The 13,100-nt window shown below is 64.3% G+C and carries 13 protein-coding genes and 1 riboswitch; of the genes, 3 read left to right on the plus strand and 10 right to left on the minus strand.

Annotation, left to right across the window (positions count from 1 at the left end; all coding sequences use genetic code 11):
• Positions 1-12: 12 nt before the first annotated feature.
• The 10 genes from nuoI to EH240_RS01810 form a co-directional block, all read right to left on the minus strand.
• Complete coding sequence (gene nuoI, locus EH240_RS01765) at positions 13-504, minus strand: NADH-quinone oxidoreductase subunit NuoI (protein WP_124995704.1); 492 nt, start codon at positions 502-504, stop codon at positions 13-15.
• Entirely contained in the window at positions 504-1,547 is a 1,044-nt protein-coding gene (nuoH, locus tag EH240_RS01770) for an NADH-quinone oxidoreductase subunit NuoH (protein WP_124995705.1), read from the minus strand. Before nuoH ends, nuoI begins: the two co-directional genes overlap by 1 nt.
• 2 nt (positions 1,548-1,549) lie before the next feature.
• Positions 1,550-3,631, minus strand: coding sequence for an NADH-quinone oxidoreductase subunit NuoG (gene nuoG / locus EH240_RS01775; RefSeq protein WP_124995706.1), 2,082 nt, complete (start codon positions 3,629-3,631; stop codon positions 1,550-1,552).
• 69 nt (positions 3,632-3,700) lie between these two features.
• Entirely contained in the window at positions 3,701-4,387 is a 687-nt protein-coding gene (locus EH240_RS01780; RefSeq protein ID WP_124995707.1) for an NADH-quinone oxidoreductase subunit E, read from the minus strand.
• Positions 4,388-4,463: 76 nt separating this feature from the next.
• Positions 4,464-5,768, minus strand: a complete 1,305-nt coding sequence (gene nuoF, locus EH240_RS01785; RefSeq protein ID WP_124995708.1) for an NADH-quinone oxidoreductase subunit NuoF — start codon at positions 5,766-5,768, stop codon at positions 4,464-4,466.
• Positions 5,769-5,778: 10 nt separating this feature from the next.
• Positions 5,779-7,068 carry an NADH-quinone oxidoreductase subunit E gene (locus EH240_RS01790; RefSeq protein WP_124995709.1) on the minus strand — a complete coding sequence of 430 codons (1,290 nt, stop codon included), beginning with the start codon at positions 7,066-7,068 and terminating at the stop codon, positions 5,779-5,781.
• Positions 7,069-8,259: an NADH-quinone oxidoreductase subunit D gene (locus EH240_RS01795; protein ID WP_124995710.1), complete on the minus strand. Its 1,191-nt coding sequence runs from the start codon at positions 8,257-8,259 to the stop codon at positions 7,069-7,071. It abuts the gene before it with no gap.
• Positions 8,260-8,862 carry an NADH-quinone oxidoreductase subunit C gene (locus EH240_RS01800; protein ID WP_124995711.1) on the minus strand — a complete coding sequence of 201 codons (603 nt, stop codon included), beginning with the start codon at positions 8,860-8,862 and terminating at the stop codon, positions 8,260-8,262.
• Positions 8,863-8,866: 4 nt separating this feature from the next.
• Positions 8,867-9,448, minus strand: a complete 582-nt coding sequence (locus EH240_RS01805) for a NuoB/complex I 20 kDa subunit family protein (protein WP_013531090.1) — start codon at positions 9,446-9,448, stop codon at positions 8,867-8,869.
• Positions 9,439-9,804 (minus strand): NADH-quinone oxidoreductase subunit A, encoded by a 366-nt coding sequence (locus EH240_RS01810; protein WP_027169002.1) that lies wholly within the window; start codon positions 9,802-9,804, stop codon positions 9,439-9,441. Before EH240_RS01810 ends, EH240_RS01805 begins: the two co-directional genes overlap by 10 nt.
• 336 nt (positions 9,805-10,140) lie before the next feature.
• Here EH240_RS01810 and EH240_RS01815 point away from each other — a divergent pair, with 336 nt between their 5' ends.
• The 3 genes from EH240_RS01815 to cobW all read left to right on the plus strand — a co-directional run bounded on the left by EH240_RS01815 (position 10,141) and on the right by cobW (position 13,095).
• On the plus strand, positions 10,141-11,340 hold the full coding sequence (locus EH240_RS01815) for a winged helix-turn-helix domain-containing protein (protein WP_124995712.1): 1,200 nt from the start codon (positions 10,141-10,143) through the stop codon (positions 11,338-11,340).
• Between the two features lie 29 nt (positions 11,341-11,369).
• Positions 11,370-11,572, plus strand: a riboswitch (cobalamin riboswitch).
• 39 nt (positions 11,573-11,611) lie between these two features.
• A complete protein-coding gene (locus EH240_RS01820) occupies positions 11,612-12,040 on the plus strand; it encodes a DUF1636 family protein (RefSeq protein ID WP_124995713.1) in 429 nt (142 codons plus the stop codon).
• Between the two features lie 2 nt (positions 12,041-12,042).
• Positions 12,043-13,095: a cobalamin biosynthesis protein CobW gene (cobW, locus tag EH240_RS01825; protein ID WP_124995714.1), complete on the plus strand. Its 1,053-nt coding sequence runs from the start codon at positions 12,043-12,045 to the stop codon at positions 13,093-13,095.
• Positions 13,096-13,100: the final 5 nt, after the last annotated feature.

Consider the following 13,100-nt stretch of genomic DNA (forward strand, 5'->3'; position numbering starts at 1 on the left):
CATGCCTCAAGGTCAGCGATAGGGCGCGTCCAGCGCGATGTTGCGCGCCAGCTCACGCTCCCAGCGATCGCCGTTGGCGAGCAGCTTTTCCTTGTTGTAGTAAAGCTCCTCGCGCGTCTCGGTCGCGAATTCGAAATTCGGCCCCTCGACGATGGCGTCGACCGGGCAGGCTTCCTGGCAGAAGCCGCAATAGATGCACTTCACCATGTCGATGTCGTAGCGCACGGTGCGCCGCGTGCCGTCGTTGCGGCGAGGGCCGGCCTCGATGGTGATCGCCTGCGCCGGGCAGATCGCTTCGCAAAGCTTGCAGGCGATGCAGCGCTCCTCGCCGTTCGGGTAGCGGCGCAGCGCATGCTCGCCGCGAAAGCGCGGGCTCACCGGCCCCTTCTCGTGCGGATAGTTGATCGTCTCCTTCGCCGCGAAGAACTGGCGCATCGACAGGAAGAAGGCGCTGACGAAATCCTTCAGCAGCAGGGCCTTTGCGGCTTGGGCAAGAGCGGACATCACGCAAACCCCGTGATCTTGAGGAAGGCCGCGGTGGCGACGACCATGAACAGCGAGATCGGCAGGAACACCTTCCAGCCCAGCCGCATCAGTTGGTCGTAGCGGTAGCGCGGCACGAACGCCTTCACCATCGAGAACATGAAGAATACCAGGCAGACCTTGAGCACGAACCAGATCAGGCCTGGCACCCAGGTGAAGGGCGCGAAGTCGAACGGTGGCAGCCAGCCGCCGAGGAAGAGGATGGTGGCCAACGCGCACATCAAGACGACGGCGACATACTCACCGAGGAAGAAGAGCAGGAACGGCGTCGACGAATATTCAACCATGTGGCCGGCGACGAGTTCCGATTCCGCCTCCACCAGATCGAACGGCGGGCGGTTCGTCTCGGCCAGAGCCGAGATGAAGAACACGATGAACATCGGGAACAGCGACAGCCAGTGCCAGTCGAGGAAGGTGTTGGGCAGGCCGAGCCTGGTGCCGAGACCGTCCTGCTGCGACAGGACGATGTCCGACAGATTGAGCGACCCGACGCAGAGCAGCACGGTGACGATGACGAAACCGATCGAGACTTCGTAGGACACCATCTGCGCGGCCGAGCGCAGCGCGCCCAGGAACGGATACTTCGAGTTCGATGCCCAGCCGCCCATGATCACGCCATAGACCTCGAGCGAGGAGATGGCGAAGACGTAGAGGATGCCGACATTGATGTTGGCGATCGCCCAGCCCTGGTTGACCGGAATGACGGCCCAGGCCGAGATCGCCAGCACCGCCGACACCAGCGGCGCCAGTAGGAAGACGCCCTTATTGGCGCCGGACGGGATGACCGGCTCCTTGAAGACGAATTTGAGCAGGTCGGCGAAGGCCTGCAGCGTGCCCCAGGGGCCGACGACGTTCGGGCCGCGGCGCAGCTGCACCGCCGCCCAGATCTTGCGATCGGCATAAAGCACATAGGCGACGAAGATCAAAAGCACGACGATCAGCACGACCGACTTCAACAGGATCAGCAGCGCCGGCAGCACGTAGAAGGAGAAGAAGGTGTCCATGCTTATTCCGCCGCCTGCTTGAAGCCGCTCTTGGCCAGCGCAGAGCACTCGGCCATCACGGCCGATGCCCGCGCGATCGGGTTGGTCAGATAGAAGTCCTTCACCGGCGAGGTGAAAGTGCCCTTGTTCAGCCTGCCGCCGAGCTTTGCCGCCCTGGCGATGTCGTCGGCGCTGCCGGCCAGGACCCGGTCGATGCGGGTGAGATGCGGATATTCGCCATAGAGCTTGGCGCGCAACTGCGCCAGCGAATCGAACGGCAGCTTCTTGCCGAGCACATCCGACAGCGCCCTTAAGATCGCCCAATCCTCGCGCGCCTCGCCCGGGGCGAAGCCAGCGCGATTGGTCTGCTGCACGCGGCCTTCCGTGTTGACATAGGTGCCGGACTTTTCGGTGTAGGCCGCGGCCGGCAGGATGACGTTGGCGCGGTGCGCGCCGGCATCGCCATGCGTGCCGATATAGACGACGAAGGCGCCGCCGGTCTTGGCCATGTCGATCTCGTCGGCGCCAAGCAGGAACAAAAGATCCGTCCCGCCCAGCATGCCGGCGACGTTCTTGCCGCCCTCGCCCGGTACGAAGCCGATGTCGAGCCCGCCGACGCGGCCGGCCGCATTATGGAGCACGGCAAAGCCGTTCCAGTCGGCCGTAACGGCCTCGACTGCGCTCGCCAGCCTGGCCGCCTGGCCGAGCACGGCAGCGCCGTCGGCGCGCGCCAGCGCGCCCTGGCCGATGATGATCAGCGGATGCGTCGCCTTCTTCAGCACCTCGAAGAACTTGCCGTTGCCCTCAGCCAGGTCCTTCAGCGATTCCGGACCTGCGCCGATGAGCTCGTAGTCATAGCGTGTGTCGCCGATCTCGCCGATGACGCCGACCGGCAGGTTGCCGACGCGCCAGCGCTTGCGGATGCGGGCATTGAGCACCGAGGCCTCGAAGCGCGGATTGGCGCCGATGATCAGCACCGCGTCGGCCTGCTCGATCCCCTCGATGGTCGGATTGAAGATGTAGCTCGCGCGGCCGAGCGACGGATCGAGCGCAGCGCCATCCTGGCGGCAGTCGATATTCTTCGAGCCGAGCGCGCCCATCAGCAACTTGAGCGCATAGATTTCCTCGACCGCGGCGAGGTCGCCGGCAATGGCGCCGATGCGCTCGGGCGCGGTCTTGCCCACCTCGTCCTTGATCGCCGCGAAGGCTTCCGCCCAGCTTGCCGGGGCGAGCTTACCGTTCTTGCGAACGTAAGGACGATCGAGACGCTGTGTGCGCAGGCCGTCCCAGATGAAGCGGGTCTTGTCGGAAATCCACTCCTCGTTCACCGCCTCGTTGACGCGCGGCAGGATGCGCATCACCTCACGGCCTCTCGAATCGACGCGGATCGCCGAGCCCACGGCATCCATGACGTCGATCGATTCCGTCTTGGTGAGCTCCCACGGCCGCGCCTGGAAAGCGAACGGCTTGGAGGTCAGCGCGCCGACCGGGCAGAGATCGATGACATTGCCCTGCAGCTCCGACGTCATCGCCTGTTCGAGATAGGTGGTGATCTCGGCGTCCTCGCCGCGGCCGATCAGGCCGAGCTCGGAAATGCCGGCGACTTCGGTGGTGAAGCGGACGCAGCGCGTGCAATGGATGCAGCGGTTCATCACCGTCTTGACCAGCGGGCCGATATATTTGTCTTCGACCGCGCGCTTGTTCTCGTGATAGCGCGAAGAATCGACGCCGAAGGCCATCGCCTGGTCCTGTAGGTCGCATTCGCCGCCCTGGTCGCAGATCGGGCAATCCAGCGGGTGGTTGATCAGCAGGAACTCCATCACGCCTTCGCGGGCCTTCTTGACCATCGGCGTGTTGGTGAAGATTTCGGGCGACTCGCCATTCGGGCCGGGGCGCAGGTCGCGCACGCCCATGGCGCAGGAGGCCTGCGGCTTGGGCGGGCCGCCCTTCACCTCGATCAGGCACATGCGGCAATTGCCGGCGATCGACAGCCGCTCGTGGTAGCAGAAGCGCGGCACTTCCGCGCCGGCGTCCTCGGCCGCCTGCAGCAGCGTGTAATGGTCGGGTACCGTGATCTCTTTCCCGTCGACCTTAAGCTTTGCCATTCGCCTCAAACCTCTGCGGATTTCCCGCAATCTCTCTTTCCGGGCCCGACTGGCGCCGCGCCCGGCATTTCATCTCACTTCGCGGCCCAGCGCCGCCGCTTGGGCAGTCCAGTCGTCACGGCCGATGCGGCCGGCAAGCGACAGGTAATCCTCAACCCAGGCAACCTCTTCCGACGTCCAGGCGGCGATCTGGCCATAGGTCCAGATGCCAAGACCGTTCAGCACTTTCTCCAGCTTGGGCCCGATGCCCGAGATCGCCTTCAGGTCCGAAGGCTTCGCCGGCTTCTCGATCGCCTTGGGCTGCCTGAAATCTTCCGGCATCAGCCCGGTCGCGGCCGTTTCGGCAACCGTGTCGGCGCCGGTCGAATCCTGCACCTTCTCGGCAGTGGTCGCCGCAATGTCGGTCATGTCCCTGGCGAAGGTCTGCGCCTCGGCGATCAGCGTCTCGGTCGCCTTGCGGGCCTTGGAGGAATTGGCAGCGGCTTCGGTCTGCGCCTCGAGGTCGTCGAGGAACGGCTGGAGCATGCGCTGCGAGGCTTCGATGGCGCCGGAGAGCGCGCCCATCCAGACACCAAGCGCGTGATTGGCAAGACCGATGCCGAGCGCCGACATCGCCGCCGTGCCCGCGACAGGATGCGCCATGAGGTTGACGGCGCTGGCCATCTCCTTCGGCATCATCTTTGTCAGGTCCTGATTCATCTTCTCGAGTTGGTCCAAATAAGGCATCAGCGGGTAGGCTATCGAATACGGCGCCATAGACATCTCCTGGTCGTTTCTTCGTACGCCCCGCCCCTGCTTTTCCGTCCCGGGCTATTGCCCGTCTTCACAAATATTATTCCGCCGCCACCATCACCGGCTCGACCCGGTGCGCGTTGCGCGAAAACTCGTCGATGCGGCGCTCCACCTCGCCGCGGAAATGCCGCATCAGGCCCTGGATCGGCCAGGCCGCCGCGTCGCCCAACGCGCAGATCGTGTGGCCCTCGACCTGCTTGGTGACGTCGAGCAGCATGTCGATCTCACGCTTCTGTGCCTCGCCGCGCACCAGGCGCTCCATCACCCGCCACATCCACCCGGTGCCTTCGCGGCACGGCGTGCACTGGCCGCAGCTCTCATGCTTGTAGAAGTAGGACAGCCTGGCGATCGCCTTCACGATATCGGTCGACTTGTCCATGACGATGACAGCCGCGGTGCCGAGGCCGGATTTCAGGTCGCGCAACGCGTCGAAATCCATCGGCGCCTCGATGATCTGCGCTGCCGGCACCAGCGGCACCGAGGCGCCGCCCGGGATGACTGCGAGCAGATTGTCCCAGCCGCCGCGGATGCCGCCGCAATGCGTCTCGATCAACTCGCGGAACGGGATCGACATCGCCTCTTCGACCGTGCACGGATTGTTGACGTGGCCGGAGACGCAGAACAGCTTGGTGCCGGCGTTGTTCGGCCGGCCGAAGGACGAGAACCAGGCCGCGCCGCGGCGCAGGATCGTCGGCGCCACCGCGATCGATTCGACGTTGTTGACCGTGGTCGGACAGCCATAGAGGCCGACATTGGCCGGGAAAGGCGGCTTCAGCCGCGGCTGGCCCTTCTTGCCCTCGAGGCTTTCGAGCAGCGCAGTCTCCTCGCCGCAGATATAGGCGCCGGCGCCATGATGCATATAGATGTCGAAGTCGTAGCCCGACGTGTTGTTCTTGCCGATGAGCTTTGCCGCATAGGCCTCGTCGATGGCCCGCTGCAGCGCCTCGCGCTCGCGGATGAACTCGCCGCGCACATAGATGTAGGCGGCGATCGCGCCCATGGCGAAGCCGGCGACCAGCGCGCCTTCGACCAGCGTGTGCGGATCGTTGCGCAGGATGTCGCGGTCCTTGCAGGTGCCGGGCTCGGATTCGTCGGCATTGATGACGAGATAGCTCGGCCGCCCGTCGCTCTGCTTGGGCATGAACGACCATTTCAAGCCGGTCGGGAAGCCGGCGCCGCCGCGGCCGCGCAGGCCCGATGCCTTCATCTCGTTGACGATCCAGTCGCGCCCCTTGGCCATGATGCCGGATGTATCGTCCCAGATGCCGCGCGCCTGCGCTCCGGCCAGCGACTTGTCGAACAGGCCGTAGATGTTGGTGAAGATGCGGTCTTTGTCCTGAAGCATTGTTCGTCCCTCAGACCGGCTTCTTGCCGAAGACGCGGATGTACTCGGCGACACCGCCCTTGGCGAGCGCCTTGGCCTGCCTCACCCAGTCGTCGCGCTCGATGCGACCGCGGAAATTGAGATAGCCGTCCACCCATTCGCGCTCGGCCTTCTTCCACGAGGCGACCTGGGCGAAGGTGTAGATGCCCAGCGAATGCAAGGTGCCCTCGATCTTCGGCCCGACGCCGGAGATCAGCTTGAGGTCGTCGACCGCCGCCGGGCGCTCGATGCCGGCCGGACGGTTCTTGTCCTCGAGCGAAGGTTTTGCCGTTTTGGCCACGGGCTGCTTGGCTTCCGGCGACTTGAAGGCCGACGCCGGCTCCGCCTTGGCCATCGGCCCGCTGCGCGGCTTCGAAACCGCCTCGACTTCCGGAGAAGCCTGGTTGGCATTGGCAGCGGAGTGGCGTGGGGCCCTGACGCTGGCCGCCTTCTCCGTGGCGGGCGAGACCTTGACCGGCGACGGAGTCGTCAACGCCGGGCTTGTCTCGGGCGCATCGGTCTTCGGCTTGCTGGATTTCGACGGTGCTACCGGGCCGGAAGGCGCCGGCGTGGCCGGAGCCTGCGACACGACGGCAGCGTGTGCGGCGGCCTCCTTGGCCGCTTTCGCGGCAGCTTTGGCTCCCTTGTCGCGAGTGGACTTCAGGATCGCCTTCTCGCTCTTCAGCGTCGTCAGCCCGGTCGCCGGCTCGGAACCGGTGCGGCCGTTCTGCGGACCCGGCTTGACCGAGGCGCCCTTGCCCGCTTCATAGAGATCGATGATCTCGGCCAGGCGCTCCGGCGTCAAATCCTCGAAGGTGTCCTTGAAGATCATCACCATCGGCGCGTTGACGCAGGCGCCGAGGCATTCGACCTCCTCCCACGACAGCGTGCCCTTGTCGTTGGTGTGGAACTGGTCGTGATGGATCTTCGAGCGGCAGACATCCATCAGCGCTTCCGAGCCGCGCAGCATGCAGGGCGTGGTGCCGCAGACCTGGATATGCGCGCGGGTGCCTACCGGATTGAGCTGGTACTGCGTATAGAAGGTTGCGACCTCGAGGCCGCGGATGCGCGGCATGCCGAGCATGTCGGAGATCGTCTCGATCGCCGCCTTCGTCACCCAGCCTTCCTGTTCCTGCGCCAGCATCAGCAAGGGGATGATGGCCGACTGCTCGCGTCCCTTCGGATATTTGTTGATCCACTGCCTGGCCGCAGCCGCGTTCGCCTTGTTGAAGGCGAAGGAGGCTGGCTGGACGCTGGCATCTGCGAGACGGCGGACTGACATTTAGCGATCGACCTCACCAAACACGATGTCGAGGGAGCCAAGCACGGCGGTGACGTCGGCCAGCATGTGGCCACGGCAAAGGAAATCCATGGCCTGGAGATGCGCGAAGCCCGGCGCGCGCAGCTTGCAGCGGTAGGGCTTGTTGGTGCCGTCGGAGACGAGATAGACGCCGAACTCGCCCTTGGGCGCTTCCACCGCCGCATAGACTTCGCCCGCCGGCACGCGGTAGCCCTCGGTATAAAGCTTGAAATGATGGATCAGCGCTTCCATCGAGCGCTTCATCGCCGCGCGCTTCGGCGGCACCACCTTGCCGTCGAGGTTAGACACCGGGCCGGTGCCCTCCTTGCCGAGCAGAAGATCGACGCACTGGCGCATGATCTTCGCCGACTGGCGCATCTCTTCCATACGCACGAGGTAGCGGTCGAAGCAGTCGCCGTTCTTGCCGATCGGGATATCGAAATCCATCTCGGAATAGCATTCATAGGGCTGCGCCTTGCGCAGGTCCCAGGCCGCACCGGAGCCGCGCACCATCACGCCGGAAAAGCCCCAGGCCCAGGCGTCGGCCAGCGACACCGTGCCGATATCGACATTGCGCTGCTTGAAGATGCGGTTGGGCGTGAGCAGCGCGTCAAGATCGTCGATCGACTTCAAGAACGGGTCGATCCACTTGCCGATGTCCTCGATCAGCTTCTGCGGCAAGTCCTGGTGCACGCCGCCCGGGCGGAAATAGGCCGCGTGCATGCGCGAGCCGGAAGCGCGCTCGTAAAACACCATAAGCTTTTCGCGCTCGACGAAACCCCACAGCGGCGGGGTCAGCGCACCGACGTCCATCGCCTGCGTCGTCACATTGAGGATGTGCGACATGATGCGGCCCATCTCGGAATAGAGCACGCGGATCACCTGACCGCGCTTCGGCACCTCGATGCCGAGCAGCCGCTCGGCGGCCAGCGCGAAGGCATGCTCCTGGTTCATCGGCGCGCAATAGTCGAGCCGGTCGAGATAGGGCACCGCCTGCAGGTAGGTCTTGGCCTCGATCAGCTTCTCGGTGCCGCGATGGAGCAAGCCGATATGCGGATCGACACGGTCGACCACCTCGCCGTCCAGCTCAAGGACGAGCCTCAAAACACCGTGCGCTGCAGGGTGTTGAGGCCCAAAGTTAATGTTGAAATTGCGGACGGAGGTCTCAGCCATTTACTGCTTTGCCTTTTCGTCCCCCGGCAGGACGTAGTCCGTCCCTTCCCAAGGAGATAGAAAATCGAAATTGCGGAATTCCTGCTTGAGCTCGACCGGCTCGTAGATAACCCGCTTGGCCTCGTCGTCGTAGCGAACTTCGACGAAGCCGGTCAGCGGGAAATCCTTGCGCAGCGGATGCCCGTCGAAGCCGTAGTCGGTCAGGATGCGGCGCAGGTCCGGATGGCCGGAGAACAGCACGCCATAGAGGTCGTAGGTCTCGCGTTCGAACCAGTCGGCGCCGGGATAGACGGCGGTCAGCGACGGCACCAGCGTCTCCTCGTCGGCCTGGACCTTGAGCCGGATGCGGACGTTCTGCTTCGGCGACAGAAGGTGATAGACGACGTCGAAGCGCTTGGCCCGCGACGGATAGTCCGCGCCGCAGATGTCGATGATCGAGATGAACTGGCAGCGCGGGTCGTCGCGCAGGAAGGTCGCCACCTCGATCAGATTGCCCGGCTCGACGGGAACCGTCAGCTCGCCATAGGCAAGCACGGCTTCGCCGATGCGGCCGGAGAGCTTCTCGCCGAGATAGGTGGAGAGTTCGTTCAGCGCCAAGGTCATCGGCTCACCGTTCGATCGTGCCGGTGCGGCGGATCTTCTTCTGCAACAGAAGAATGCCGTAGAGCAGCGCTTCCGCGCTCGGCGGGCAGCCGGGCACATAGATGTCGACCGGCACGATGCGGTCGCAGCCGCGCACCACCGAATAGGAATAGTGATAGTAGCCGCCGCCATTGGCGCAGGAACCCATCGAGATGACGTATCGGGGCTCCGGCATCTGGTCGTAGACCTTGCGCAGCGCCGGCGCCATCTTGTTGGTCAGCGTGCCGGCCACGATCATGATGTCGGACTGGCGCGGGGACGCGCGCGGCGCGACGCCGAAGCGCTCTGAATCATAGCGCGGCATCGAGGTGTGGATCATCTCGACCGCGCAGCAGGCGAGGCCGAAGGTCATGAACATCAGCGAGCCGCTGCGCGCCCAGGTGATCAGCGCTTCAGTGGAGGTGACAAGAAAGCCCTTGTCGGCCAGCTCGTTGTTGATTTCGAGGAAGAAGGGATCGTCCTCCCCTACCGGCCTGCCGGTGTTGGGGTCGATGATGCCTTTGGGCTTCGGCGCGACGAGGGTGCCTGAACTGTCGTTCAATCCCATTCCAGCGCTCCTTTTTTCCATTCATAGGCAAAGCCGATGGTCAGCACCGCTAGGAACACCATCATCGACCAGAAGCCGAGCATGCCGAGCTTGGAGAAGGACACCGCCCAGGGAAACAGGAAGGCGACCTCGAGGTCGAAGATGATGAACAGGATCGACACCAGGTAGAAGCGGATGTCGAACTTCATGCGGGCGTCGTCGAACGAGTTGAACCCGCATTCATAGGCGGAGAGCTTTTCCGGGTCGGGATTGCGGTAGGCCACCAGGAACGGCGCGACGATAAGCGCGAGACCGACGACCATCGCCACTGCGATGAACAGGACGATGGGCAGATACGAACTTAGGAGTGCGCTCATGCGGCGACTTTCCTTCGGCGGGCCAGTTCACTTTGATTACAGCAACGGACTCTAATGCGGAAGCGTGACAGTTTAACCCGCTGAACCGTTTTAAGGACCCTATGCTGCGACGCGGCGAGGGTTAGCGCAGCGGTTTCGGCGAAGCAAGTCAAACCTTGTTCAAAATCCGGCCCTGGACGCCATATCGGAAGAAACTGGTCCGATCCGCTCCTGTTTGATTTCCTTCACTTTTTACTCCACTTTTCTCTCCTGACATATCTCCCGCCATTTGCCTGCTAGCATGGCCGGAATCACCGGCTGGAAGTCAGGTAAACGGATCGAGGCAAAGGCACCTTGATGAAGGAAAAAATCTCTCTTCGCATGGCCAGGCGCATCGCGCTCGGCGCGCAGGGCTTTACGGATCCTCGCCCGGGCGGCGAGCCCAATCGTCGGCACCTCGCCCGCGTGCTCTCCCGAACCGGGCTGCTCCAGATCGATTCCGTCAGCGCGGTTGTGCGCGCCCACTACATGCCGCTCTATTCGCGCCTCGGCCCCTACCCGCTTGCGCTGCTCGACAACGCGGCGCTCACCCGCAAGCGCGCCGTATTTGAATATTGGGCGCATGAGGCGTCCTTCTTGCCGGTCGAGACCTACCCGTTGATGCGCTGGCGCATGCAGCGCGCCGAGCAAGGCGAGGAAATGTATCTTGGCCTGGCCAAATGGGGCCGCGAGCGCAAGGAGATGATCGACGAAATCTACAGGGAAATTGCCGAGCGTGGGCCGATCGCCGCCTCAGACATCGAGGGCCACAAGGGCAATGGCGGCTGGTGGGGCTGGAGCGAGGCCAAGCATGCCTTCGAATGGCTGTTCTGGGCCGGGCGCATCACCACCGCCTACCGGCGCGGCTTCGAACGCTATTACGACCTGCCGGAGCGCGTGCTGCCGCAGGCTGTGCTCGATCTGCCGGTGCCGTCGGTCGAGGACGCCCATCGCGAGCTGCTGCGCATTTCCGCCCGTGCCCATGGCATTGCCACTTATGGCGACCTGCGTGACTATTTCCGCCTGGCGCCGGGCGATACGAAAGACCGCATTGAGGAACTGGTCGAGGCGGGCGAGCTGCTGCCGATGAAGGTCGAAGGCTGGGACAAGACCGCCTACCTCCATAAAGACGCTCGCTTTCCGCGCCGGATCGAGGCGCGCGCCCTGCTCGCTCCGTTCGATCCGCTGGTCTTCGAACGCACCCGGACGGAAAAGCTCTTCAGCTTCCGCTACCGCATCGAGATCTACACGCCGGCCGAAAAACGCCAATATGGCTATTACGTGCTGCCGTTCCTGCTCGGCGACCGGATCGTGGCCCGCGTCGATCTGAGAGCCGATCGTCCGGCGGGCGTGCTGCGTGTCCACGCCGCCTACGCCGAAGCCGGCGCACCGGCCGAAACGACAGCCCAATTGGTCGAAGAGCTGAAGCAGATGCAAGCCTGGCTCGGCCTGGAGAGCATCGAAGTGACGCCGGCTGGTGACCTCGGCCCGGCGCTGGCCGACATCCGGGTGTCGTAGCCGCGCGTTGACAGGCCCGCACCTGTAAGCCTAAATCCACCGCAGACGGTCTTCTCCCGGCAAAGGGAGGAGCCAAGAGGGAATGCGGTGCGGGACAAAATCCCAAATCCGCGGCTGTCCCCGCAACTGTAAGCGACGAGCCTCAGCCGAAAACCACTGGGATGTTCCCGGGAAGGCGGCGCCAAGGCGATGACCCGCGAGCCAGGAGACCTGCCGTCTGAGACTTTGAGAATCCGATCGCCCGGCGGGTTTTCCGGGCAAGGAGCCTGTTTTGGATAACAACGGCAGTTTTCCGGCCAATCTAGCGGACGTTCCGTCCGAACCCGAGGACATGTTGGCGGGCGTGACGGTCATCGTCTGCTCCTCCTGCCGCGACGAGACCGGTTCGGATGCGCACCCGAGTGCCGGCGCCCTGCTGGCCGAGGACACGCGCCGCGTCGCATCGGGCGAAAACATCCGCATCCGCACCGTCGAATGCCTTGGCAATTGCAAGCGCCGCCTGAGCGCAGCGCTGCTGCGCGACGGCTGCTGGAGCTACGTCTTCGGCGACCTGGATACGACCAGCGGCGCCGACCTTATCGCCGGCGCAAAACTCTTCGCCACATCCACCGATGGCCTCATTCCCTGGCGCGGCCGGCCCGATTCCCTCAAGCGCGGCCTCGTTGCCCGCATCCCTCCCCTCGACCTGCTGAAGGACTGACCATGAACGCCCCAGTTTCGTCCGCCAACCTTTCCCGCGTCCCTTGCACCGTCGTCACCGGCTTCCTCGGCGCCGGCAAGACGACGCTGATCCGCAACCTGCTCGAAAATTCCAAGGGCAAACGGCTGGCGATCATCGTCAACGAGTTCGGCGATGTCGGCATCGACGGCGATATCCTCAAGGGTTGCGGCGTCGACACCTGCCCGGAGGAAAACATCGTCGAGCTCGCCAATGGCTGTATCTGCTGCACCGTCGCCGACGATTTCGTGCCGGCGCTCGACCAGATTCTGTCGCGCACGCCGAAGGTCGATCACATCCTGATCGAGACCTCCGGGCTCGCTCTGCCGAAGCCTCTCGTCCAGGCTTTCCAGTGGCCGAGCGTGAAGAGCCGCGTCACGGTCGACGGCGTTATCGCCGTGGTCGACGGCCCGGCGCTGGCCGACGGCCGCGTCGCCTCCGACATGGACGCGCTTCAGGCGCAGCGCGCCGCCGACGATTCCCTCGACCACGACGACCCGGTCGAAGAGGTATTCGAGGATCAGATCGCCTGCGCCGACCTGATCATCCTGTCGAAGAGCGACTTGATGGACGCTGCCGGCTCCGCCCGGGCGAATGCCGTCATCGGCGAGCATGTGGCGCGCGCCGTCAAGGTCGTGCCGACCACGCAGGGCAAGGTCGATCCGTCCGTGCTGCTCGGCCTCGGCCTTGCCGTCGAGGACGACATCGAGAACCGCAAGACCCATCATGACGACGAGCTCGACCACGAGCACGACGATTTTGACTCCTTCGTCATCGACATTCCGTCGGTCGCCAATCCGGATGATCTGGCAAAGCGCGTTGCCGTTGCCGCCGAGCAGGAAAACGTGCTGCGCGTCAAAGGCTTCGTCGAGGTCGGCGGCAAGCCGATGCGGCTGCTGCTGCAGGCTGTCGGCCCGCGCGTCAACCACTATTACGACCGCGCCTGGACGGCCGAGGACGATCGCCGCTCGCGGCTCGTCGTCATCGGCCTCAAGGGGCTGAACCGCCCGGCGATCGAGCGTATCCTCGCAGGCTGAGGCAA

This window comes from Mesorhizobium tamadayense (genome assembly GCF_003863365.1).
GTDB classification, from domain to species: Bacteria; Pseudomonadota; Alphaproteobacteria; order Rhizobiales; family Rhizobiaceae; genus Mesorhizobium; species Mesorhizobium tamadayense.

Excerpts from the sequence above, each read along its gene's own strand:
- nuoI (WP_124995704.1), bottom strand. The coding sequence starts at position 504 with ATGTCCGCTCTTGCCCAAGCCGCAAAGGCCCTGCTGCTGAAGGATTTC.
- nuoH (WP_124995705.1), bottom strand. The coding sequence starts at position 1,547 with ATGGACACCTTCTTCTCCTTCTACGTGCTGCCGGCGCTGCTGATCCTG.
- nuoG (WP_124995706.1), bottom strand. The coding sequence starts at position 3,631 with ATGGCAAAGCTTAAGGTCGACGGGAAAGAGATCACGGTACCCGACCAT.
- EH240_RS01780 (WP_124995707.1), bottom strand. The coding sequence starts at position 4,387 with ATGGCGCCGTATTCGATAGCCTACCCGCTGATGCCTTATTTGGACCAA.
- nuoF (WP_124995708.1), bottom strand. The coding sequence starts at position 5,768 with ATGCTTCAGGACAAAGACCGCATCTTCACCAACATCTACGGCCTGTTC.
- EH240_RS01790 (WP_124995709.1), bottom strand. The coding sequence starts at position 7,068 with ATGTCAGTCCGCCGTCTCGCAGATGCCAGCGTCCAGCCAGCCTCCTTC.
- EH240_RS01795 (WP_124995710.1), bottom strand. The coding sequence starts at position 8,259 with ATGGCTGAGACCTCCGTCCGCAATTTCAACATTAACTTTGGGCCTCAA.
- EH240_RS01800 (WP_124995711.1), bottom strand. The coding sequence starts at position 8,862 with ATGACCTTGGCGCTGAACGAACTCTCCACCTATCTCGGCGAGAAGCTC.
- EH240_RS01805 (WP_013531090.1), bottom strand. The coding sequence starts at position 9,448 with ATGGGATTGAACGACAGTTCAGGCACCCTCGTCGCGCCGAAGCCCAAA.
- EH240_RS01810 (WP_027169002.1), bottom strand. The coding sequence starts at position 9,804 with ATGAGCGCACTCCTAAGTTCGTATCTGCCCATCGTCCTGTTCATCGCA.
- EH240_RS01815 (WP_124995712.1), top strand. The coding sequence starts at position 10,141 with ATGAAGGAAAAAATCTCTCTTCGCATGGCCAGGCGCATCGCGCTCGGC.
- cobW (WP_124995714.1), top strand. The coding sequence starts at position 12,043 with ATGAACGCCCCAGTTTCGTCCGCCAACCTTTCCCGCGTCCCTTGCACC.